Annotated in this window: 23 protein-coding genes and 2 pseudogenes; 12 read left to right on the top strand and 13 right to left on the bottom strand. The window is 60.9% G+C overall.

Annotation, left to right across the window (positions count from 1 at the left end; genetic code table 11):
• Positions 1-163: pseudogene (locus tag ACODTO_RS09910) on the bottom strand (carbon starvation CstA family protein); the annotation flags it as partial.
• Positions 164-322: 159 nt separating this feature from the next.
• Between ACODTO_RS09910 and ACODTO_RS09905 the strand changes: the two are divergent.
• Entirely contained in the window at positions 323-679 is a 357-nt protein-coding gene (locus tag ACODTO_RS09905; protein ID WP_489106354.1) for a PilZ domain-containing protein, read from the top strand.
• A gap of 19 nt (positions 680-698) precedes the next feature.
• Here the strand turns inward: ACODTO_RS09905 and radA are convergent, their stop codons facing one another.
• From radA to katB, 3 genes are all read right to left on the bottom strand, one after another.
• Positions 699-2,066, bottom strand: coding sequence for a DNA repair protein RadA (gene radA, locus ACODTO_RS09900; RefSeq protein ID WP_024780334.1), 1,368 nt, complete (start codon positions 2,064-2,066; stop codon positions 699-701).
• A gap of 91 nt (positions 2,067-2,157) precedes the next feature.
• Complete coding sequence (locus tag ACODTO_RS09895) at positions 2,158-2,709, bottom strand: ankyrin repeat domain-containing protein (protein WP_139649319.1); 552 nt, start codon at positions 2,707-2,709, stop codon at positions 2,158-2,160.
• A 66-nt stretch (positions 2,710-2,775) separates the two neighbouring features.
• A complete protein-coding gene (gene katB, locus ACODTO_RS09890; RefSeq protein WP_175364204.1) occupies positions 2,776-4,317 on the bottom strand; it encodes a catalase KatB in 1,542 nt (513 codons plus the stop codon).
• A gap of 280 nt (positions 4,318-4,597) precedes the next feature.
• On the opposite strand from katB, the gene mscL reads away from it, so the two are divergent.
• Positions 4,598-5,011 carry a large-conductance mechanosensitive channel protein MscL gene (gene mscL, locus ACODTO_RS09885; protein ID WP_175364205.1) on the top strand — a complete coding sequence of 138 codons (414 nt, stop codon included), beginning with the start codon at positions 4,598-4,600 and terminating at the stop codon, positions 5,009-5,011.
• 171 nt (positions 5,012-5,182) lie between these two features.
• On the opposite strand, the gene ACODTO_RS09880 is transcribed toward mscL, so the two are convergent.
• Positions 5,183-5,959 (bottom strand): ferredoxin--NADP reductase, encoded by a 777-nt coding sequence (locus ACODTO_RS09880; RefSeq protein WP_139649313.1) that lies wholly within the window; start codon positions 5,957-5,959, stop codon positions 5,183-5,185.
• A 291-nt stretch (positions 5,960-6,250) separates the two neighbouring features.
• Here ACODTO_RS09880 and ACODTO_RS09875 point away from each other — a divergent pair, with 291 nt between their 5' ends.
• Positions 6,251-6,964 (top strand): autoinducer binding domain-containing protein, encoded by a 714-nt coding sequence (locus ACODTO_RS09875; protein WP_139649311.1) that lies wholly within the window; start codon positions 6,251-6,253, stop codon positions 6,962-6,964.
• Positions 6,965-7,142: 178 nt separating this feature from the next.
• On the top strand, positions 7,143-8,273 hold the full coding sequence (locus ACODTO_RS09870) for a methyltransferase (protein WP_139649309.1): 1,131 nt from the start codon (positions 7,143-7,145) through the stop codon (positions 8,271-8,273).
• A gap of 37 nt (positions 8,274-8,310) precedes the next feature.
• Here ACODTO_RS09870 and ACODTO_RS09865 read toward each other — a convergent pair whose 3' ends face one another.
• The 3 genes from ACODTO_RS09865 to ACODTO_RS09855 are packed head-to-tail and all read right to left on the bottom strand — an operon-like array spanning position 8,311 to position 10,945.
• A complete protein-coding gene (locus ACODTO_RS09865; protein ID WP_069018334.1) occupies positions 8,311-8,475 on the bottom strand; it encodes a DUF2474 domain-containing protein in 165 nt (54 codons plus the stop codon).
• A gap of 19 nt (positions 8,476-8,494) precedes the next feature.
• Complete coding sequence (gene cydB, locus ACODTO_RS09860; RefSeq protein ID WP_175386494.1) at positions 8,495-9,502, bottom strand: cytochrome d ubiquinol oxidase subunit II; 1,008 nt, start codon at positions 9,500-9,502, stop codon at positions 8,495-8,497.
• Positions 9,503-9,505: 3 nt separating this feature from the next.
• Positions 9,506-10,945: a cytochrome ubiquinol oxidase subunit I gene (locus ACODTO_RS09855; protein WP_175386492.1), complete on the bottom strand. Its 1,440-nt coding sequence runs from the start codon at positions 10,943-10,945 to the stop codon at positions 9,506-9,508.
• A 482-nt stretch (positions 10,946-11,427) separates the two neighbouring features.
• Between ACODTO_RS09855 and ACODTO_RS09850 the strand changes: the two genes are divergently transcribed.
• Positions 11,428-12,678, top strand: a complete 1,251-nt coding sequence (locus ACODTO_RS09850) for an MFS transporter (protein ID WP_139649305.1) — start codon at positions 11,428-11,430, stop codon at positions 12,676-12,678.
• On the opposite strand, the gene ACODTO_RS09845 is transcribed toward ACODTO_RS09850, so the two are convergent.
• From ACODTO_RS09845 to ACODTO_RS09835, 3 genes are read right to left on the bottom strand one after another with little or no spacing between them, the layout of a single operon-like run.
• Entirely contained in the window at positions 12,656-14,857 is a 2,202-nt protein-coding gene (locus ACODTO_RS09845; RefSeq protein WP_489106353.1) for a xanthine dehydrogenase family protein molybdopterin-binding subunit, read from the bottom strand. The genes ACODTO_RS09850 and ACODTO_RS09845 overlap by 23 nt on opposite strands.
• A complete protein-coding gene (locus ACODTO_RS09840) occupies positions 14,854-15,843 on the bottom strand; it encodes an FAD binding domain-containing protein (RefSeq protein ID WP_175364211.1) in 990 nt (329 codons plus the stop codon). The genes ACODTO_RS09845 and ACODTO_RS09840 overlap by 4 nt, the downstream gene beginning before the upstream one ends.
• Positions 15,840-16,364, bottom strand: coding sequence for a (2Fe-2S)-binding protein (locus tag ACODTO_RS09835; protein ID WP_139649298.1), 525 nt, complete (start codon positions 16,362-16,364; stop codon positions 15,840-15,842). The genes ACODTO_RS09840 and ACODTO_RS09835 overlap by 4 nt, the downstream gene beginning before the upstream one ends.
• 202 nt (positions 16,365-16,566) lie before the next feature.
• On the opposite strand from ACODTO_RS09835, the gene ACODTO_RS09830 reads away from it, so the two are divergent.
• The 3 genes and pseudogenes from ACODTO_RS09830 to ACODTO_RS09820 all read left to right on the top strand — a co-directional run bounded on the left by ACODTO_RS09830 (position 16,567) and on the right by ACODTO_RS09820 (position 17,306).
• Entirely contained in the window at positions 16,567-16,851 is a 285-nt protein-coding gene (locus ACODTO_RS09830; RefSeq protein ID WP_489106356.1) for a type II toxin-antitoxin system RelE/ParE family toxin, read from the top strand.
• A gap of 9 nt (positions 16,852-16,860) precedes the next feature.
• Positions 16,861-17,004, top strand: a pseudogene (locus tag ACODTO_RS09825) (type II toxin-antitoxin system RelE/ParE family toxin); the annotation flags it as partial.
• Positions 17,005-17,018: 14 nt separating this feature from the next.
• Positions 17,019-17,306: a HigA family addiction module antitoxin gene (locus tag ACODTO_RS09820; protein WP_024780321.1), complete on the top strand. Its 288-nt coding sequence runs from the start codon at positions 17,019-17,021 to the stop codon at positions 17,304-17,306.
• A gap of 6 nt (positions 17,307-17,312) precedes the next feature.
• Here ACODTO_RS09820 and ACODTO_RS09815 read toward each other — a convergent pair whose 3' ends face one another.
• Positions 17,313-17,879 carry a DJ-1 family glyoxalase III gene (locus ACODTO_RS09815; protein ID WP_139649296.1) on the bottom strand — a complete coding sequence of 189 codons (567 nt, stop codon included), beginning with the start codon at positions 17,877-17,879 and terminating at the stop codon, positions 17,313-17,315.
• 164 nt (positions 17,880-18,043) lie between these two features.
• A complete protein-coding gene (locus tag ACODTO_RS09810; protein WP_139649294.1) occupies positions 18,044-18,487 on the bottom strand; it encodes a DUF4879 domain-containing protein in 444 nt (147 codons plus the stop codon).
• Between the two features lie 213 nt (positions 18,488-18,700).
• Here ACODTO_RS09810 and ACODTO_RS09805 point away from each other — a divergent pair, with 213 nt between their 5' ends.
• The 4 genes from ACODTO_RS09805 (at position 18,701) to ACODTO_RS09790 (ending at position 22,721) form a co-directional block, all read left to right on the top strand.
• On the top strand, positions 18,701-19,996 hold the full coding sequence (locus tag ACODTO_RS09805; RefSeq protein WP_139649292.1) for an NCS2 family permease: 1,296 nt from the start codon (positions 18,701-18,703) through the stop codon (positions 19,994-19,996).
• On the top strand, positions 19,993-21,072 hold the full coding sequence (gene trmA / locus ACODTO_RS09800) for a tRNA (uridine(54)-C5)-methyltransferase TrmA (RefSeq protein ID WP_053191325.1): 1,080 nt from the start codon (positions 19,993-19,995) through the stop codon (positions 21,070-21,072). Before ACODTO_RS09805 ends, trmA begins: the two co-directional genes overlap by 4 nt.
• A 351-nt stretch (positions 21,073-21,423) precedes the next feature.
• Positions 21,424-21,864 (top strand): type II 3-dehydroquinate dehydratase, encoded by a 441-nt coding sequence (aroQ, locus tag ACODTO_RS09795; RefSeq protein WP_047702651.1) that lies wholly within the window; start codon positions 21,424-21,426, stop codon positions 21,862-21,864.
• Positions 21,865-21,869: 5 nt separating this feature from the next.
• Positions 21,870-22,721 (top strand): shikimate dehydrogenase, encoded by an 852-nt coding sequence (locus ACODTO_RS09790; RefSeq protein WP_489106352.1) that lies wholly within the window; start codon positions 21,870-21,872, stop codon positions 22,719-22,721.
• Positions 22,722-22,823: the final 102 nt, after the last annotated feature.

The following is a 22,823-nucleotide window of genomic DNA, read 5'->3' as shown; positions in this document are numbered from 1 at the left end:
AGTAGCGGTAGGCGACCAGGTAGATGGCCACGGCTGCGACGACGATCCAGAGGGCATTGATCGCCTCTCCTCGGCGCAATGCCACTACGCCCAGGGCGCACGCCCCTAAAATGGCCAGCAGAAGCCAGGGGATATGGCGCAGCAGGCTATTATTGTTTTTCATTTTTTTATTCCAGCCAGGGGTGGACAAGAAAGACAGCTATCAAAGTTTAGCTCTAACGACAGCAAAGGCCATACCCGACATTCGTCTGTCATCGGCGCAACGGTGACGATGACGCTTCAGTTGGGTCTATAGTCAGTGAATCTTCAGAGGGATTGGGCAATGAGCGAACGTCGCCGCTTCGTACGAATCGAGTTTCATGCCAGGACCGAACTGAGCCAGGGCCAATACATCTGGCCGGTCAAACTGCTGGATCTGTCCCTGAAAGGCTTGCTGATCGAAAAGCCCGAGCCGTGGCTCGGCAACCCCGAGGAGCCCTTTGAAGCCGATATCCACCTGGGCAAGGACGTCGAGGTAAAAATGGAGGTTCGGCTCGCCCACAATGACAACGGTCACCTGGGGTTTGTCTGCGAACATATCGACCTGGACTCCATTGCACACCTGCGCCGGTTGGTGGAGTTGAACCTGGCCGATCACGACGAGCTGGAGCGGGAATTGGCGGCGTTGATCCAGATCTGACAGGTTCGCAGCCAACCGGTTACTCGAACAACGCATCCAGCGCCTGCTCCAAGCGCGTCACGGCAATGATCTGCAAACCTGCCGGCGCTTCCTTCGGCGCGTTACCCTTGGGCACGATGGCGCGCTTGAAGCCATGCTTGGCCGCCTCCTTGAGTCGTTCCTGCCCGCTGGGCACCGGTCGGACTTCGCCCGACAGGCCGACTTCACCGAACACCAGCAGATCGTGGGGCAACGGTCGATTGCGCAGGCTGGACATGACCGCCGCCATCAACGCCAGGTCGGACGCGGTTTCCAACACCTTTACCCCGCCCACCACGTTGAGGAAAACGTCCTGGTCGTGGGTAGGAATCCCCCCGTGTCGATGCAGCACGGCCAGCAACATGGCGAGCCGGTTCTGATCCAGCCCCAGGGTGACCCGACGCGGATTCGCCAGGTGGCTGTCATCCACCAGCGCCTGCACCTCCACCAACATCGGTCGAGTGCCTTCCCAGGTTGCCATGACCACGCTGCCCGGTACTTCTTCCTGGGCACGCGTCAGAAAGATCGCAGAAGGATTGGAGACCTCTTTCAGGCCCCTGTCGGTCATGCCGAACACACCCAGCTCGTTCACGGCGCCGAAACGGTTCTTCACCGCCCGCAACAAACGCAGGCGACCATCGGACTCGCCCTCGAAATACAGCACGGTATCGACCATGTGCTCCAGCACCCGCGGCCCCGCCAGCGCGCCCTCCTTGGTGACGTGGCCCACCAGGAAGATCGCCGTACCGCTCTGCTTGGCGTAACGCACCAGCAACGCCGCGCTTTCGCGCACCTGGGACACTCCGCCGGGCGCCGATTGCAATTGCTCGGTGAAAATCGTCTGGATCGAGTCGATCACCATCACCTTGGGCTTTTCCAGGCGCGCCGTGGCGATGATGGTTTCGATACAGGTCTCGGTCATGACCCGCAACTGATCCTGGGGCAGCCCCAGGCGGCGGGCGCGCATGGCGACTTGCTGCTGGGACTCTTCGCCAGTGACGTACAGTGCCGGCATGCGTGTGGCGATGTTGCACAAGGTTTGCAGCAGGATGGTGGATTTGCCGATACCGGGGTCACCGCCGATCAGGACCACCGAGCCGTCCACCAACCCGCCACCCAATACGCGGTCCAGTTCACCGGACGCGGTGGAAAATCGCGGAATCTCCTCGACGCTGACTTCGGCCAGGGTCTTGATCTGCGCCTGCTGGCCGGCCCACCCGGTGCGTCCGGTGGGCGCCGCGGCACCGCCGCTTTCCACCATGGTTTCGGTCAAGGTGTTCCAGGCGCCGCACTCACCGCACTGGCCGGCCCATTTGGGAAAGGTCGAGCCGCACTCGGTGCAGCCGTACATGCGCTTTGCCTTGGCCATCTGAACTCCGGGAGAAAAACCGCGATGATAGCCCAGCTGGTGGCCGGTACGGTTAATTCGAGTGCACGAATCAGGCGCGGGCCACGAGGGTTCAGCGCGGGGCCGGCATTCTGATTTCACCCCGGGCCAGGTCCGTCGCGGTATTGCCCAACGGGTCCTGGGCCTGGAGGTCTGCGCCCTTGGCCTTCAAGGCATCGAGCAGTTCCGTACGCTTGAACAAACCGGCGTACATCGCGGCGGTCTGTCCGGCGCCATTGCGTTGGTCAGGGCTGCAATCGGTGGAGAGCAAGCGCCGGGCAATCTGCACCTCGCCCTTGAAAATGGCGCCCATCAACGCCGTGTTGCCGCGCTTGTCCTGGACACAGGCATCCGCCCCCGCGGCCAGCAGTCGTTCCACCGCCGGGCCATGGCCGTGATAAGCGGCCAGGATCAGGGCCGTGTAGCCCTTCTCATCCTGGGTATTGAGCGAATAATGAGCGTCGATAAAGGCATCGAGCATGGACACGTCACCCCGACGGGCGGCGTCGAAATAATAGCTTTGCAGCTCCTCTTGTACGGCTGCCGGGTCGGTCGGCAAGGCCTGATCGGCTAACGCCGACAGTGACCCGGTGGCGAGCAGCAAACACAGGAAATAGCGCTTCATGGTGCCTCCTTTTGACACAGAACTGCGGGAGCAAGCCTTGCTCCCACAGGGCATGTATCTGCCAGATCAGTCGGTCAGTTTTTCCGCCAGCGCCTTGACGCGAGCCAGGTCACCCTTGGCGACACGGGCCACGCCGGTGCCATATTCCGGATCGGCCTTGTAGAGGAACGACAGGATGATGTGCTTGCTCTCGTCATCGGTAGTCGCCAGCGACCCACCGAAGCTTTCGATCAGGTCATTGCGTTCCTTCTGGTTGAACGAGCGGTACAGGTCGCCGGCCTGCTTGAAGTTCTGCTCACGCTGGATCTTCGCCTGCTGGGTGTTGCCGCTCAGCGCGGTCTGGCTGTAGCGGGCCGACTGCAGTTCTTCGCGGGGCATCAGGCGGCTCGGCTGGTAATTCACACCGGTGCTGGTGCTCCCCGGGTTCATCGCGCCGTCCTGGTTACCGGTGTTCACTGCCACCTTGGGGGCGTTGATCGGCAATTGCAGGGCGTTGGCCCCTATCCGGTACATTTGCGTATCGGCATAGGAGAACACCCGCCCCTGCAACAGACGATCCTCCGAAGGCTCGATGCCTGGAACAAGATTGGCCGGAGCCATCGCCACCTGTTCGGTTTCCTGGAAAACATTCGCCGGATTACGGTTCAAGACCATTTGCCCGACTTTACGCTCAGGCACGCCCGGCCAGATCTTGGTGGCATCCAGCGGGTCGAAATCGAACTTGGACAAGTCCTGCGGATTCAGGACCTGGACATACAAGTCCCACTTCGGAAAGTCGCCCTTGTTGATATGACTGACCAAGTCGTTGGTCATGTGGCTGTAATCCTGCCCCTGAACCTTCACAACTTCTTTCGGATCGAGATTTTTCAGACCCTGCAAACTTTTCCAATGAAACTTGACGTAATGGACTTCACCCTTGGCATTCACCAACTTGTAGGCGTGCACGCCATTACCGTCCATTTCACGATAACTGGCCGGCGTACCAGAGTTGGAATACAGCTCCGTCAGAGTTCGCGTTGCCTCGGGTACATGAGAGAAGAAGTCGAAGCGACGTGAATCGTCGTCCAGATTGGTCCGTGGATCGGGTTTGAACGCATGGACCATGTCCGGAAACTTGATGGCATCACGGATGAAAAAGGTCGGAAAGTTATTCCCCACCAGATCCCAGTTACCGTCGGCCGTATAGAACTTGGTGGCAAAGCCACGGGGGTCACGCAGGGTTTCCGGCGAATGATTGCCGTGCACCACGGCAGAAAAACGCACGAACACGGGAGTGGCCTGCCCTGCCGCAAAGACTTTTGCCTTGGTCAAGTCACTGAGGTCATTGGACACCGTGAAGGTGCCGTGGGCGCCGGTGCCCCGGGCGTGTACCACACGCTCAGGGATGCGCTCACGGTCGAAACGCTGGAGTTTCTGGATCAGTTGCACGTCCTGCAACAAGGTCGGCCCATTGGGGCCTGCCGTCTGCGAGTTCTGGTTGTCGCCAACGGCCGCCCCGTTGTCGCGGGTCAGGGTGGCAGCGTTCACGGAAAAGGACAGTAGGCCAGCGGTCAGCACAAAAAGGGCGCGACGTTGGGGGAAAGTCCCGCCGCCAAGGGAGGTGTTCATAGCATTTCCTCTGATGTTATAGAGCGCATCCATGTGCGCTTGTCAGAGGCTAGTGCTCGAAAAAGCAAAACCTAAATAGAAATGCCATACCGCGTTGATAGAAAAAACCTTATAGGGAGTCCGATTGAAAACGCGTATCGCGCGCGATTGATGGCACTTTGTAAACTTTTAGCGGGACGCCAGGTCGATAGCTGGAAGCTTTATAAGTAGACGTGTCGAGCGGGATGCATCTGGCTGAATTACACTGCCAATCAAACTCATCTGTCACAAGGAACAACTCATGGGCATGCTAAGCGAGTTCAAGGCCTTCGCGGTCAAAGGCAATGTCGTCGACATGGCCGTCGGGATCATCATCGGGGCTGCTTTCGGCAAAATCGTTTCGTCATTTGTGGGTGACGTGGTCATGCCTCCGATCGGTCTGCTGATTGGCGGGGTAGACTTCAGCGACCTGGCCATCACCCTCAAGGCTGCCCAAGGTGACGCACCGGCGGTGGTACTGGCCTACGGCAAATTCATCCAGAGCACCATCGACTTCATCATCGTCGCGTTCGCCATCTTCATGGGCGTCAAGGCAATCAACCGGCTCAAGCGTGAAGAGGCCGTAGCCCCAAGTGCGCCGCCGGTGCCGAGCAAGGAAGAACTGCTGCTGAGCGAGATTCGCGATCTGCTCAAGGCCCAGAACGAAAGGCCCTGAGCGGTCTTTGCTGGAGTAGTTCGTCACTGAGCGCTGGCTATCAGCAGCCCTGACTTGGGGCTGCTATGCAGCCCAGCGGGAGCAAGCTCCCTCGCCACGGAATTGGGCTCTATACCATGAGCCAGTGGCCTGTACGGTTAATTCGAGTACACGAATTAGCCACACAGACCCCTACCAATAGTTTTCCACCGCCACCTGGCCCGGCCGCCGGGAAAGGCTCAGCTGCAGGCCCCTGGCCTTGAGCAGCTTGCGCGTGTCATCGATCATCTGCGGATTACCGCACAACATGACCCGCGAATGCTCCGGCGTCAGCGCGACCCCGGCCGCTCGCTCCAACTCGCCATTTTCAAGCAGCGCAGTGATGCGTCCGTTCAGTGCCCCGGGATGCGGCTCCCGGGTCACGGTCGCGATAAAACGAAACTTATGGGCATGCTCGGCCAGGTAATCGCGTCGGCCCAGCCCTTCGATCAGGTCCTGGTACGCCAGCTCCTTGGCCTCGCGAACGCTGTACACGAGGATGATCCGCTCGAACCTTTCCCAGACCTCGAAATCCTGGAGAATCGAAAGAAACGGCGCCACCCCCGTCCCGGTGGACAACAACCATAAATCCCGTCCATCAACGAAGCGGTCCAGCGTCAGGTAACCAAATGCCTGGCGATCCACCAACAGGCTGTCGTCCGGTTTCAAGCGGCTGAGTTCACTGGTGAACTCGCCATTCGGAACGACGATGGAAAAAAATTCGAGAAATTCGTCGAACGGTGAGGACACCATGGAATAGGCCCGCCAGACGGTATCACCGTCCGCCTTGACCACCCCCAGCCGGGCGAACTGACCCGCCCGGAAACGAAAGCCACGGTCCCGGGAGGTACGCAAGGTAAACAGATGGGAGGTCAATGGCTGTACGTCCAGCAGGGTTTGACGGGTGAATTTCTCTGCGCTGTCGGTCATGAGCCACTCCAAAGGGATGAGGATCACAGTCTCCCGCAAAGTGAGCGCCTTAACCACTGACAATGAGTAGTGGCATTTTAATTACAAGTACCCACTCCCTGTTTGGAACATATACCAAAGCTATACAAATATAAAAGACTTGTAACAGGAACAACGCCTCGGTGCTTTTTCGTAAATACCGCCTGAATTCAGTGAAATTAAAAATTCTAACTACTGCGTAGGAAAAGTCCTACACTGTGCTTTCGCACCAGATTGGATCCACGTAGTTGAACGTCAATCCAGGAGAAGACGATGGACAAGTGGAAGGACTTACAGTTAAGGAAGTTATCTTGCGAAAAAGATCTGCAGACAGCCTATCGTCTGGTCCTTAATTTCTTTAATAATCAAGGGTTTGAATTTTGCGCATTCGTGTCTTATCTCGGTAGCCCGGATAAACACGCCAGCAAAGTGAATCTGAATAATTATCCTTATGGATGGGACAGACTATATGAACAGAATGGTTACGCCTCCTGCGATCCAGTAATAGCACACTGCAATCAATCGCCTCTTCCCATCCTTTGGGACGAGAGCCTTTTTGCCCAGGCACCGAAGTTATGGCTCGAGCTGAATCGACAAGGTCTCAGGTATGGTTGGACACAAGCCGTTCATGACGAACATGGAGGTTATTGCAGTCTGTTCAGTCTCGCTCGGACTCACAGTCCTATCGATATCGAGGAGCATTATGGGAATCTTGGCTACGCCATTTTCGCCAGTCAGAGACTGCATGCGCTGGCGAGCAGGAAAATGACAGACACCACGGCGCCCCTGCAGAAATGCCATCTGTCACCGAGGGAAATAGAAGTACTGAGATGGTCCGCCGAAGGGAAGACCGCATCGGAGGTCGGCAGGATACTGTGCCTTTCCGAACGTACGGTGAATTTCCACGTCTGCAGTTGCATGCGAAAGCTGAACGTCAGCAATAAGATTTCAGCCGTGGCCAAGGCGGCTCACATTCATGTGATCTGATACGGCCCCCCTCGTCGACGTCGAAAACCCTCGGGTAATGCGCAGCAAAAAAAAGTACCATCACGGCCCCACTTGAATGATGTCGCCCTCAGCCCCCCGACGCAGTTCATTCAGGCGGCCCCGCTGAAACACCTGCCTCAGGGCAGCGGGACATTCGTCGATTGCCAGAGTCCCAACCATGCCTTTGCTTGCCAGTCCCTTCGCTCAACTCGATCTGATCCGCCAACCCGAACAGCCGAACGAACCGCTGCAAGCTTTCGATGCGGCCGATGAGTACCTGCTCGCCTACCTGGCCGAGCAACAACCGACTGCAAACACCCGGGTCCTGGTGCTCAATGACAGTTTCGGCGCCCTCGCCGCCAGCCTGGCCGGCCAAGTACAGGTGATCAGCAGCAGCGACTCGTTCCTGGCCCTGCAAGCGCTGCAGAAGAACCTGGTCCGCAACGGGCGTCCCTTCGATGCGGTGCCGACGTTGCCGGCCAGCGCGCCGTTGACCGGGCCCTTTGACCACGTCCTGATCAAAGTGCCGAAGACCCTGGCCCTGCTGGAAGAACAACTGATTCGCCTGCAAGGCCAATTGGCTCCCGACGCCCAGGTGGTCGCTGGCGCGATGATCAAGCATCTGCCCCGGGCTGCCGGCGACCTGTTGGAGCGTTACATCGGCTCGGTGCAGGCGTCACTGGCGGTGAAAAAGGCTCGCCTGTTGATCGCCACGCCGCAAGCCGTCTCGTCAGCCCCCCAGGTATCCCCCTACCCCACCCGCTACACGCTGGACGAGCCGAAGATTGAATTGCTCAACCACGCCAACGTGTTCTGCCGTGAAGGACTCGATATCGGCACCCGAGCGTTCCTGCCGCATCTGCCAGCCAACCTGGGGACAGCCCAGGTCGCGGACCTGGGATGCGGCAACGGCGTGCTGGCCATTGCCAGCGCCCTGCGCAACCCCGACGCCCGCTACACGTTAGTGGATGAGTCCTTCATGGCCGTGCAATCGGCCACCGAGAATTGGCGAGCCGCCCTGGGCGAGCGCGAGGTCACCGTACGGGCCGGCGATGGTCTGGCCGGGCAACAGGCGCAGTCGCTGGACGTGGTGCTGTGCAACCCACCATTCCATCAACAACAAGTGGTGGGCGATTTCCTGGCCTGGCGGATGTTCCAGCAGGCCCGTGAAGCGCTGGTGGTCGGCGGCGCGCTGTACATCGTCGGCAACCGGCACCTGGGCTATCACAGCAAACTGGCGCGGCTGTTCCGCAGCGTCGAGCAAGTGGCCGCGACCCCGAAGTTCGTGATTCTCAAGGCTCGGAAATAACTGGCGCGGTGGGGGCAACGTTGCTCCCAGCGGCCTATCAATGGGTGGTCAGCCCCGCGGCATTCATGAACATCCGCATCAGGCTGGCGACGATGAACAGCGCCAGCACACTGCCCACCCAGATTCCCGCCAGCCAACCGAGACGCTGCCAGAGCGGCTTGCGTTCGGCGGCTTCGATGTCTTTCAAATCCGGCTTGGCCATTTCACCTCCCGCAGCTCGATCAATGGTAACCGTCGTCATGGGTCACCTTGCCCCGGAACACGTAGTAGCTCCAGAAGGTGTACACCAGGATCAATGGAATGATGAACAGCGTGCCCACCAGCATGAATCCCTGGCTCTGGGGCGGTGAGGCGGCGTCCCAGATCGAGATGGACGGCGGCACGATGTTCGGCCACAGGCTGATGCCCAGGCCGCTGTAGCCGAGGAATATCAGCACCAGCGTCAAGATGAACGGCGTGTAGTGCGCATTGCGGGCGACCGCGCGGAATAACCCGTACATGGTCACCAATACCAGGATCGGCACCGGCAGGAACCAGAACAGATTCGGCAGGGTGAACCAGCGCGCGGCGATATCGGCGTGGGCCAGCGGTGTCCAGAGGCTGACGATGCCGATCACCGCGAGCACCACGAACGCCAGCGGGCGGGCAAGGTCGTGCATTTGTTCCTGCAATTTGCCCTCGGTCTTCATGATCAGCCAGGTACACCCGAGCAAGGCGTAGGCTGCGATCAAGGCCAGGCCACAGAACATCGTGAACGGCGTGAACCAGTCCAGGGAACCGCCGGCGAACTGGCGATTGACCACCTGGAACCCGTCGATGAACGCGCCCAGCGCCACGCCCTGGAAGAACGTGGCCGTCAGCGATCCACCAATGAATGCCTTGTCCCAGAGATGCCGCTTCTCGGCCTTGGCCTTGAAGCGGAACTCGAAGGCGACACCGCGAAAGATCAGGCCGATGAGCATCAGGATCAACGGCAGGTACAGCGCCGACAGCACCACCGAGTAGGCCAGCGGAAACGCCCCGAACAGACCGGCACCGCCCAGCACCAGCCAGGTTTCATTACCGTCCCAGACCGGCGCCACGGTATTCATCATCACGTCGCGGTCGCGCTCGCCCTTGATGAAGGGGAAGAGAATGCCGATCCCCAGGTCGAAACCGTCCATGATCACGTACATCATGATGCCGAAGATGATGACCACGGCCCAGATCAGCGGAAGATCAATACCCATGACTCAATTCCCCTTGTTCGAGCGGTCGTTGTGGTCCATCTCTTCGTCGCCCTCGTTGGCGGCCGACAATGGCCGCGCCGGGGTACGTTTCTGGCCCGGGCCGCCATCGGTCGGCTCGGCCTCGTGGGCCACCGGCCCCTTGCGCACCAGGCGCATCATGTAACTCAGACCGGCACCGAACAGTGCGAAATAGACCACGACGAACAGCACCAGGGTGATGCTCATCTGAGCGAAGCTATGCCCGGACGACGCATCGGCCGTGCGCATCAGGCCGTAGACCACCCACGGCTGGCGACCGATCTCGGTGGTGAACCAGCCAGCCAGGATCGCGACCAGGCCGGACGGGCCCATCCACAGCACCAGATGGAGGAACGGTCGTGATTGATAGAGCCGGCCGTTGCGGCGCAACCAGAGGCTGCACAGGCCGGTGAAAATCATCAACAGCCCCAGGCCCACCATGACCCGGAACGACCAGAACACGATGGTCGAATTCGGACGATCTTCAGGCGGGAACTCCTTGAGGGCCGGTACCTGTTTGTCCAGGCTGTGGGTCAGGATCAGGCTGCCCAGGTAAGGAATCTCCACGGCGAAGCGGGTTTTCTCCGCCTTCATGTCCGGCAGGCCGAACAGGATCAGCGGCGTAGGCTCGTTGCCGACGTTTTCCCAGTGACCTTCAATGGCCGCGATCTTCGCCGGCTGATGCTTGAGGGTGTTAAGCCCGTGGAAGTCGCCAATGACTGCCTGTATCGGCGCCACCACCAAGGCCATCCACATCGCCATCGACAGCATGCGGCGGATGGCCGGGTTGTCGCGCCCACGCAGCAGATGCCAGGCCGCCGATGAGCCGACGAAGAACGCCGTGGCGACAAACGCCGCGGTGGACATGTGCAGCAGGCGATAGGGAAACGAAGGGTTGAAGACCACCGCCAGCCAGTCCACCGGGATGACCCGGCCGTCGACGATTTCATAGCCCTGGGGCGTCTGCATCCAGCTGTTGGAAGACAGGATCCAGAACGTCGAGATCAGCGTGCCGATCGCCACCATGACCGTAGAAAAGAAGTGCAGGCCTCGGCCGACACGACTCCAGCCGAACAGCATCACACCGAGGAAGCCCGCTTCGAGGAAGAACGCCGTGAGCACCTCGTAGGTCAGCAGAGGCCCGGTGACGGCGCCGGCGAAGTCCGAAAAGCGGCTCCAGTTGGTGCCGAACTGATAGGCCATCACCAACCCGGACACCACCCCCATGCCGAAGTTGACGGCAAATATCTTCGACCAGAAGTGGTACAGATCGCGGTACGTATCGTCGCGGGTCTTGAGCCACAAGCCTTCGAGCACCGCCAGGTAACTCGCCAGGCCAATGGTGATAGCCGGGAACAGGATGTGGAACGAGATCGTGAATGCGAACTGGATCCGGGCGAGATCGAGCGCCTCCAAACCGAACATAAGTCTTCCTCTATCAGGTAAAACCGGCTGCGGGTGGGGCCTGCATCACGTCCCCTCGGATATGGAGTGCGATGCCTTTCAAATCGTTCTTTTTAAAACCGTCACGACGCAGGTATCTGGCCAAGTGGCCGCCAGGCCAACGCCCGGACGGGTGTTGATCTGGATCAAGCAATGTTCAAAGAGTAGTCGCATTCCTGCCGATGAACGGCGTGGTCTTTTGTCGCGTGACAGGTTGACTCAGTGGCTGGCAACGCTGTTTCAGCTTGGCTGAGCTACAAATTTGTGGGAGCAAGGCTTGCCCGCGATGCAGGCACCTCGGTCTCGGGGGTACTTCGAACAGCATCGCGAGCAAGCTTTGCTCCCACAAGAAATTCGCTGCTCCACCATAGATCGATGTTTGGCTAACTATTTTTCCGCTGGTCGCAACTTCCGGTTACAGCTCGGTGATAATCTCAATGCCTTCATCACTGGACCCGTCATCGATGCCCAGCCAAGCGCCAATGCTGCTCCGCCACCACCGCCCCTTCATCGCCTTCTGGCTGGCCCGGATATTCACCGCCAGCGGTTTTCAGATGCTCACCGTCGCCATCGGCTGGAACCTCTATCAACTGACCGGCAACGTCCTGGACCTGGGGCTCGTCGGGCTGGTGGAGTTCGCGCCGCGGGTGCTGTTCATGTTGCACACCGGGCATGTGGCGGACCGCTATGACCGGCGCAAAGTCGCGGCCCTCTGCCAGTCGTTGCAGGCGATGATCGCCCTGGCCCTGGCGATCGGCAGCGCTACCGACAACGTCACGCGGGAGATGATCTTCATCCTCGCCTTCCTGCTGGGCGCGGCCCGCTCCTTTGAAATGCCGACCACCCAGGCGCTGCTGCCGAGCATCGTGCCGGCCACGCTGTTTCCCCGTGCCGTGGCCGCCGCACAATCGGCCCAACAATCGGCGACCATCGTTGCCCCGGCCCTCGGCGGCCTGCTGTATGCCTTCGGCAGTGTCTGGGTCTATGGACCGACCGTGGTGCTCTACCTCATCGCCTGCAGCCTGATGCTCAACCTGCCCGCTCGCCAGACGCCGCTGAACAAAGGCAAGGCGACCCTGGATTCATTGCTGGCCGGGATTCGTTTCATCCGCAGCCGCCCGGACATTCTTGGCGCCATTTCCCTGGATCTGTTCGCGGTCCTGCTGGGCGGCGCGACGGCGCTGCTGCCGGTGTTCGCCAAGGACATCCTGCTCACCGGCCCCTGGGGCCTGGGCCTGTTGCGCTCGGCCCCGGCGGTCGGTGCCCTGCTGATGTCACTGTGGCTGGCGCGGTTCGCCGTGGAACGCAAGGTGGGCCGGGTGATGTTCACCGCCGTGGGCGTGTTCGGCGTTGCCACCATTGCGTTCGGTCTCTCCACGTCGTTCTGGTTTTCCCTGGCGGTGCTGGTGGTCCTGGGCGCGGCGGACATGATCAGCATGGTGATCCGCGCGTCCTTCGTGCAATTGGAAACACCGGATGAGATGCGGGGCCGGGTCAGCGCGGTGAACGGGCTATTCATCGGCGCATCGAACCAGTTGGGCGAATTCGAATCCGGCCTGACCGCCCACTGGTTCGGCACCGTGCCGGCGGTGGTCATGGGCGGTGTCGGTACGCTGTTGGTGACCGGGGCCTGGATCAAACTGTTCCCGACCCTGGCCAACCGCGACCGGATGCATGAGCCGGTGGGCGACGCTAAAGCAGCTTATCCAGGGTGATGGGAAAGTCCCGGACCCGCTTGCCGGTGGCGTGATAAATCGCGTTGGCCACGGCCGCTGCCACGCCAACGACACCGATTTCACCGACGCCCTTGGAGCCCAGTGCATTCACGATGTCGTCCGGTTCCTCGACGAAAACCACATCGATGTCACCGATGTCGGCGTTCACTGGCACATGGTACTCGGCCAGGTTGTGGTTCATGTGGCGCCCCAGGACATGGTCGGTCAGGGTCTCTTCATGCAACGCCATACCGACGCCCCAGACCACGCCACCGAGGATCTGGCTACGGGCGGTTTTCGGGTTGATCACCCTTCCTGCCGCAATGGCACTGACCACCCGATTGACCTTCACCGTCCCCAAGTCCTCGTCCACCCAGACCTCGACGAACACTGCCGAATGCGTGGCGGTGGCATAGGCCTGGCGCTTCTTGTCCGGCTCGGAAGTCACCTGGACCTGTAACGGCGTTTCACCACTGTTCTGCGCCAGCTCCGCCAACGACACGCAGGCATCGCCCAGGCGCAACTGACCATCGGCAAACGCCACTTGCTCAAGTGTCGCGCCGCTGAAGGCCGGACAGGTCTGCCGGGCCACAGCCAGCAGTTTTTCCTTCAGGGCTTCACACGCCTGCTGCACTGCGGTTCCCACCGACGAGACGGTGAACGAGCCGCCTTGCAGCGGCGCGGTAGGCAGGGACGAATCGCCCAGGATGAAACTGACATTTTCCAGGGCAACCCCTGACGCCTCGGCGGCGATCTGAGTCATGACCGTGTAGGTGCCAGTGCCAATGTCCGTGGTGGCGCTGCTGACGGTCAGCTTGCCATCCGCCGCCAGCGACGCCTGTGCGCTGGCCTTCTGCTGCATCGCTTCCCAGACACCGCCCGCCATGCCCCAGCCCACCAGTTGCGGGCCTGTGCGCATGCTGCGCGGCTCCGGATTGCGCTTGTCCCAGCCGAAACGCCGGGCGCCCTCGGCGTAGCATTCGCGCAGCGCCTTGCTTGAGTACGGCTTGCCTTCGTTCTCGTTACGCTCGGCATAGTTGATCAACCGCAACTGGAGCGGATCGATCGCCAGGGCACAGGCCAGCTCGTCCATGGCGCACTCCAGGCCGATCAGCCCGAGGGCTGCACCGGGCGCGCGCATGTCCAGCGGTGTGTAGACATCCAGCGGTACCAGTTTGTAGGTCAACGCCACGTTGTCGCAGTGATAGAGCATGCCGCTCCACTCCACCACGTGCTCGGTGAAGTCTTCAAAGCGCGACGTCTGGCCGATGGCAGTGTGCGCCACGGCCAGCAACCGTCCATTGGCGGCAGCGCCCAATTGCAGGCGCTGAAAGGTTCGCGGCCGATAACCAAAGGTAAACATTTGCTGGCGCGTCAGGCTGACCCGTATCGAGCGCTTGAGTGCCAGCGCGGCCATCACCGCCAGGGGCAGCTGGTATTGCGGCCTCAGCCCGGAGCCGAAGGCGCCACCGACAAACGCGGCGAATACGCGCACCTGCTCTTTCTCGAGCCCGAACACCTTTTGCACGTAGGACTGGCAGTTTTGCGTGCCCTGGGTCTTGTCATGGATGTGCAGGCTGCCGTCAGGTTGATACAACACGGTGCTGGCGTGGGGCTCCATCGGGTTGTGATGCTCCACCGGCGTGCTGTAGGACACATCCACATTGATCGCGGAGCTGGCGTACTCACCCTGAAAATTCCCACGAGGCTTGGGCAGTTCAGCCGGTGCCGTATGGGCTTCGTTTTGCAGGACGGTCAGATCGGTCTGATGGTCCTGGGCTTCATATTCGATTTCAATGAGTGAACCGGCGTATCGGGCCAGTTCGAGATTTTCCGCAACCACCAGGGCCAGCGGCTGGCCACTGTAGAGCACCTGGTCGTTGTACAAGGGCCGGAACGGCGAGCCGTCCGCGGCGTCGGCATCCTGGTAGGGCTCGTCATAGCTGGCGATTTTGGGCCGGTTGGTATGGTCGATCACCGCGACCACACCAGGCAATGCCAGGGCTTGGGAGGCATTGATTCGCACCACTCGGCCACGGGCGACGGTGCCGGACACGACGCTGCCGTGCAACAGTCCGTCCTCGGGATATTCCCCCGCATAGCGGGCCTGGCCTGTCACCTTGAGCAGGCCATCGACCCGGTCCAGCGGCTGCCCTATGGGTTTGTTCGGTGCATTCATCTGGCTTCTCCTCCCAGTGCGGCATCGCTCAAGGCGCGAATGATCGCCCGGCGCGCCAGCCTGACCTTGAAGCCGTTGTGTGCCAACGGCTCAGCATGCTGCAACAGCGCATCGGCGGCGGCCGTGAAGGTTTCGCGGCTGACGGTCTTGCCAGCCAGCCAACTCTCCACGGCCCGGTCGCGCCAGGGTTTGTGGGCCACGCCACCCAAGGCCAGGCGCGCCTGGCGGATGACCGGCCCATCCAGCTCCAGCGCTGCCGCCACGGAAACCAGCGCAAACGCGTAGGAAGCCCGGTCACGAACCTTCAGGTAATGGCTGTGTTCGGCAAAACCGGCGGCAGGCAACTCGATGGCGGTGATCAGCTCATCATCGGCCAATTGATTGTCCCGCTCCGGTGCATCGCCGGGCAGGCGGTGGAAGTCGGCGAACTCGATAGTCCGTGCCCCGCCTCGACCGAGGACATGGACCACCGCCTCGAGAGCGGCCAGCGCGACACACATGTCGGAAGGGTGGGTCGCCACGCAATGGTCGCTGGCGCCAAAAATCGCGTGGTTCCGGTTCAAGCCGTCCCGCGCCGGACATCCACTGCCGGGTCGGCGCTTGTTGCAGGGCACGTTGGCGTCATAGAAGTAATAACAGCGAGTGCGTTGCAGCAGGTTGCCACCGGTGCTGGCCATGTTGCGCAGCTGCGGCGAGGCGCCCGCCAGGATCGCCTGGGACAACAGCGGATAGCGACGTTCGATCCACGGATGCCAGGCCAGGTCGGCATTGCTCACCAAAGCACCGATCATCACGCCGCCGGAAGGCGTTTCACTGAGGTCCGCCAGGGGCAGGCCGGTAATGTCGATCAGGTGTGCGGGACGGGTGAGGTTTTCTTTCATCAGGTCCAGCAGGTTGGTACCGCCGGCGATGAAGCGTGACGTGGGGCTCGACAAGTCGATGGCCGCCTGCACGGTGTCGGGCTTGCTGTAATGGAAGGGGTTCATTGGTCATCCCCCTGCTGCTGGCATTGCGGCAGTGCTTCTTCGATGGCGTCACGAATGTTGTTGTAGGCGCCGCATCGACACAGGTTGCCACTCATCAGCTCGCTGATTTCTGCGCTGCTCTGCGCCCTCCCCTCGTTGATCAGCCCCACCGCCGAACAGATCTGCCCAGGTGTGCAGTATCCGCACTGGAAGGCATCGTGCTTGATGAACGCCTGCTGCAGGGGATGCAATCGATCGCCATCGGCCAAGCCTTCAATGGTGGTCAGCTCGACGCCGTCGCACATCACCGCCAAGGTCAGGCACGCGTTGATGCGCTTGCCATCGCGCAGCACGGTACATGCACCGCATTGGCCGTGGTCACAGCCCTTCTTGCTGCCCACCAGGTCCAACTGCTCGCGCAACAGGTCCAGCAGCGTAGTCCAGGGCAACACCTGCAACTCACGCACTTGCCCATTGAGAGTCAGACGGATCGGATGACGGACGAAGGACGCCTGCGTCGCTTCGGACAGGGTCGCGCTCATGGAACACCTCACGGTTGGTCGTACACGCGGCGTTTTGGAAAACCGCCGTCATAAGGGGTACGACTTCGGGGTGAGGTGAGTGTTCAAGGTAATTGCGCAGACCAAGGACAAGCACCAACATTGCGCGACGCATAAATTTTTCGGCCATGTGCGGTATATAGATACCGCACCGAGTGTAATGTATCGCCTTACACTCTTTTCCATGATTAAATCCTTCCAGCACAAAGGTCTTCGCATTTTCTATGAAACGGGTTCGACTCGTGGCATCCGGGCCGACCATGGAAAGCGCCTGGCTCGCATGCTTCAGTTCATGGACAGGGCGACCGCACCGAACGACCTAGTGTCCTGTTTCGCAAATACGTTCTTTTTTGACGAGTGGCTGTTGTCGTCAGGCAAGGCGCCGCGACGAGTCATAGCCCCGCTATGGCGAGGAACGGCAACGCAGCATGACGGCAACAGACACCGTCAAAAAAAGCAGTATTTGTGATACAGGACACTCGATATCCCGGGATGGCGCCTGCACCCACTCAGGGGAGAACTGGCTGAATGCTGGTCCCTGAGCGTTTCGGGAAACTGGCGAATCATTTTTCGTTTTATCGGATCGGATATCGAACTGGTCGATTATCTGGATTACCACTGACAGGAGGCTGGAAAATGCCCATGCACAACCCGCCACACCCTGGCGAAACGCTGTTGATGGACGTACTACCCGAATTGGGTATCACCGTCACCGAGCTGGCACGGCACCTTGGCTTCGCCCGGCCTCATCTCTCTAGGGTGTTGCATGGCCATGCACCTGTCAGCCCGGATCTGGCTGTTCGCCTGGAACGGGCAGGGATCGGGAAGGCCAGGGTCTGGTTGGGGGTTCAGACCGACTACGACTTGTGGCAAGCCGAACAGCGCGAACAACCTGTTATCGAACCTTTCCCACAGCACGCCTGACGTCTGTCAGGCCAGCAACTCCGCCGCCACCACAGCCCGCACGCCTTTGCCACTGAGCTGTTCCACCAGCGTCAAGGCAAACGCCAGGGCGGCCGCCGAGCCCTGGGCGGTGATGCAGTTGCCATCCACCACCACCGGTTGATCGACAAAGCTGCAACCGGACAGTTGCTGGCTTACCGCGGGCAGGCAGGTCATGCGCCGCTGACGCAGAACGCCGAAAGCCTGTAGCGCCAGTGCCGGCGCTTCGGCAATGGCGGCGAAGAAACGTCCGGTGGCGGCCTGGCCCTTGACCAGCTGTTGCAGGGGCTGATGGGCCGCCAGGTGCTGAGCGCCGATGATGCCACCGGGCAGGACGATCAGGTCAAAGTCCTGCACCAGCATATCCACCAACATGCCATCGGCCGTCAGGCGCGTACCGCGGGCACAGGTCAGCATCCGTCGCCCTTCGATACTCGCCACGACGACTTCGATCTGGGCTCGGCGCAGCACATCGATCAGGGTGACGGCCTGCAAGTCGTCGACACCTTCGGCGACGGCAATCAAGGCCCTGGGGATCTTGGTTCCAGGAATCATGGCGACTCTCCGCTGGGTGATTACTGCAAGCCTAGCGTAGGAGCTGCCGAAGGCTGCGATCTTTGATCTTGATCTTTGATTTTGATCTTCCGCTCGGGACTCAACCGGCCCGGGGGAAAATCGCAGCCTCGCTTCGCTCGACAGCTCCTACGGAGCCAGGCGGGCTATTTGATGTACAGCTGGGTCGACATGCGATTGCCCGGGGCATTGATCGAGGTATTGCTGAAACTGAAGGTGCCTTCCTGCTTGCCCTTCAGGTCGAAGATATACAGGTAGCCGACCACTTTGGTCCGGGCGGAACAATCATTGAGATTGCCATTGCTGAACGCGCACACCGGCGAACGGGTGCCGTCGACCTCGAAACCGTCGAGCGTGACCTGGGGCTGGTGGCCATAGCCAACCTCCAGCACGTAGACCTTGATATTCGGACCGCGGTGATCACATCGGGTCTGGGCCTGCCCTTCGGTGATGTCTTCAAAGCCACAGGCCGGCGACTCGACCTTGAGCACCTTGACCTGGCTCAAGGGCGGAGCCGAGGCGGCGTTGACGACCTGACCGGGCAACCACAGGCTCACTGCGCATGCCACTGCCAGCAGATTTCTTTTCATTCGACACCTATCGAGCTCCGGGAACCGCGCGCAGTATGGCCCTCTTTTTGCTTCGGTAAAACATCGACGACGATCGCAGTCACATCGCCGCGCTGCTGGTATCATGCGCGGCTTTTTCCGACCCGCAGAAAACTCCCGGACGCCACTGGCCGTCTGTGCTTTGCTGTTGAGGTCGATACATTCACGGCGCCCGGCGCGCCACGGGGAGCAGACATGCTGGAAAGGCTGTTTCAACTCAAGGCACACAACACCAACGTGCGGACCGAGATCCTGGCGGGTGTCACGACATTCCTGGCCATGGCCTACATTCTGTTCGTCAACCCGAGCATCCTCGGCGAAACCGGCATGGACAAGGGCGCGGTGTTCGTCGCCACCTGCCTGGCGGCGGCCATCGGCTCCACGGTCATGGGCCTGATCGCCAACTACCCGATCGCCCTCGCACCGGGCATGGGCCTGAACGCCTTCTTCACCTACACCGTGGTCCTGCACATGGGCCATACCTGGCAAGTGGCGCTGGGTGCGGTATTCATCTCCGCCGTGTTGTTCTTCCTGCTGTCGATCTTTCGCATCCGCGAATGGATCATCAACAGCATACCCTTGCCGCTGCGCTCGGCCATTGCCGCCGGCATCGGCCTGTTCCTGGCACTGATCGCCCTGGGCAATGCCGGCATCGTGGTGAAGAACCCAGCCACCATGGTCGGCCTTGGCGACTTGAAGCAACCGGCACCGATTCTCGCCACGCTCGGCTTCGTGCTGATCGTCGCTCTCGAAGCACTGAAAGTGCGCGGGGCGGTGCTGATCGGCATCCTCGCGGTCACCCTCGTCTCGATCCTGATGGGCTTCACCCCGTTCGGCGGCGTGATGTCGATGCCGCCATCCCTGGCCCCGACCTTCCTGCAACTGGACATCAAGGGCGCCCTGGACATCGGTCTGGTCAGCGTGATCTTCGCCTTCCTCTTCGTCGACCTGTTCGACAACTCCGGCACCCTGATCGGCGTCGCCAAGCGCGCCGGGCTGATGGGCAAGGACGGCCACATGCCGAAGATGGGCCGTGCGCTGATCGCCGACAGCACCGCGGCCATGGCCGGTTCGCTGCTGGGCACCTCCACCACCACCAGCTACATCGAATCGGCGGCGGGCGTCAGCGCCGGTGGCCGCACCGGGTTGACCGCCATCGTCGTGGCGATCCTGTTCCTGCTGGCGCTGTTCTTCTCCCCGCTGGCCGCCAGCGTGCCAGCCTTTGCCACAGCACCGGCCTTGCTGTTCGTGGCTGTGCTGATGACGTCGGGCCTGGCGGAAATCGACTGGGACGACATCACCGTCGCCGCCCCGGTCGTGATTACCGCACTGGCGATGCCGTTCACCTACTCCATCGCCAACGGCATTGCCTTCGGTTTCATCGCCTGGACCGCCATCAAGCTGGTGTCCGGTCGCGGCCGTGAGCTGAACCCGGCGCTGGTCATCCTGTCGATTCTGTTCGTGATCAAGTTGGGTTGGTTCAACGCATGACTTTTGATACCCAGGCCTACACCGCCCAGCTCCAGGACAAGGTCGCCCGCCTGCGCGACCTGCTGGCCCCGTTCGATGCACCGGAACCGGCCGTGTTCGACTCGCCGCTGCAGCACTTCCGTTTGCGCGCCGAATTCCGTCTCTGGCGCGAGGCCGGCGAACGGCATTACGCGATGTTCTCCCAGGACGACAAGCGCACGCCGATCCTCATCGAAACGTTTCCCATCGCCAGCCTGCGCATCAACCAGTTGATGCCACAGCTCAAGGCCGCCTGGCAGGCCAGTGCGCCCCTGAGCCACAAGTTGTTCCAGGTGGAGTTCCTGACCACCCTGGCGGGCGATGCGATGATCACCCTGTGTTATCACCGCCCCCTGGATGAGCACTGGCATGCAGCGGCCTCGAAGCTGGCGAGCGACCTGGGCGTCAGCATCATTGGTCGCTCCAAGGGCAAGCGGGAAGTGATCGGCCACGACTACGTGGTGGAGAAACTGGACGTGGGCGGTCGCACCTTCAGCTATCGCCAGCCCGAAGGCGCCTTCACCCAGCCCAACGGCACCGTGAACCAGAAGATGCTCAACTGGGCTTATGAAGCCCTGGGCGATCGCAGCGACGACCTGCTGGAGTTGTACTGCGGCAACGGCAACTTCACCCTGCCCCTGGCGACCCGTGTGCGCAAGGTGCTGGCCACCGAAATCAGCAAGACTTCGGTGAACGCGGCGCTGAGCAACCTCAGTGAAAACGCAGTGGATAACGTAACGCTGGTGCGCCTGTCGGCCGAAGAACTGACCGAAGCCTTGAACGAAGTCCGTCCGTTCCGCCGCCTGCACGGCATCGACCTGAAAAGCTATGCATTCGGCAGTGTCTTCGTCGACCCGCCGCGCGCCGGCATGGACCCGGACACCTGCGAGCTGACCCGGCGTTTCGACAACATCCTGTACATCTCCTGCAACCCGGAAACCCTCGCCGCGAACATCGCACAACTGCACGACACCCACCGCATCACGCGCTGCGCGTTATTCGACCAGTTTCCATGGACCCATCACATGGAATCCGGGGTGTTGCTGACCCGGCGTTGAGCCCATCCCTGTGGCGAGGGATCTATCTGTGGCGAGGGGATTTATCCCCGCTGGGCTGCGAAGCAGCCCCTAAAACCACGCACCGCGGTGTAACAGACAAACCGTGTTGGCTGGTTGTGACTGCTACGCAGTCGAGCGGGGATAAAATCCCCTCGCCACAGATAAATCCCCTCGCCACATAACCATTCACCACAGTCCCATCCCTGCCTGATTGAAAGCTGGTGTCCGATCATCGAACACTTATTAACCCACGGCAGCGGCTTTGTTTGACCAAATTAACCATCTAGTACAATTTATCTCCACCGGTTTAAATCCAACCGAAACCAACAATAACAATGTGGAGAAATTGCAATGCCTCCGATCGTTCTGGTGCTGAACGGCCCGAACCTGAACCTGCTCGGCACCCGCGAGCCTGCGACCTACGGCCATGAAACCCTGGCGGATATCTCGGCGCTGTGCGGCCGCGCCGCTGAAGAGTTCGGCCTGGCGGTGGAGTTTCGCCAGACCAACCAGGAAAGCGAATTGCTGGATTGGATTCACGGCGCCCGTGGCCGGTGTGCCGGTATCGTGATCAACCCGGCGGCCTGGACCCACACGTCGGTGGCGATCCGCGATGCGCTGGTCGCCAGCGAAGTACCGGTGATCGAGGTCCACCTGTCCAACGTCCACGCCCGGGAAACGTTCCGTCACCACTCCTTCGTTTCATCCGTCGCCATCGGTGTGATGTGCGGCTTTGGCAGCCATGGCTATCGCCTGGCCCTGGAACATTTCAGTCAGCGGTTGAAAGGTTGAAGCGCATGTCGAATAGCACCGTACTGGCCGGCCTGATCGGCGCAGGCATCCAGGCGTCTCGCACGCCCGCGCTCCACGAGCATGAAGGCGATGCACAAGGCATGCGCTATCTCTATCGACTGATCGACCTCGACGCGTTGAAACTCGACAGCAGTGCCCTGCCCGATCTGCTGACGGCTGCCGAGCGCATGAACTTCACCGGCCTGAACATCACCTTCCCCTGCAAACAGGCGATCATCCCGCTGCTCGATGAGCTCTCGGCCGAGGCCCGCGGCATTGGCGCGGTGAACACCGTGGTGTTCAAGGACGGCAAGCGCATCGGCCACAACACCGACTGCCTCGGGTTTGCCGAGGGTTTTCGCCGCGGCCTCGGGGACGTCTTGCGTCGATACGTGGTGCAGATGGGCGCCGGAGGTGCCGGCGCGGCCGTTGCCCACGCGTTGTTGGCGGAAGGTGTCCAGACGCTGAGTATCTTTGACGTCGAATTCAGCCGTGCCGAAGCCCTGGCAAACAACCTGAACCAGCATTTCGGCGCTGGCCGCGCCCGTGCCGGGCACGACTTGCCCATGGCCATGGCCGAGGCGAACGGCCTGGTCAACACCACCCCGATGGGCATGGCGAAACTACCTGGCATGCCGGTGCCGGTCGATTTGCTGCGGGGCGAATTGTGGGTCGCCGAGATCGTCTACTTCCCACTGGAAACCGAACTGCTGCGCAGCGCCCGGGCCCTGGGGTGCCGCACCCTGGACGGCGGCAACATGGCGGTGTTCCAGGCTGTGAAAGCGTTTGAATTGTTCAGTGGCATGGCGCCGGATGCGCAGCGGATGCTGGAGCATTTCCAAAGCATGAATCACTGAAGACCCTGTGGGAGCGAGCCTGCTCGCGATAGCGGTGTGTCAGTCACTTATATTTCGACTGACACACCGCTATCGCGAGCAGGCTCGCTCCCACAAGGGTTT

This window comes from Pseudomonas sp. FG13, assembly GCF_057809755.1.
The sequence above is the reverse complement of the archived record's forward strand: the minus strand, read 5'-3'. Positions and strand labels throughout refer to the sequence as shown.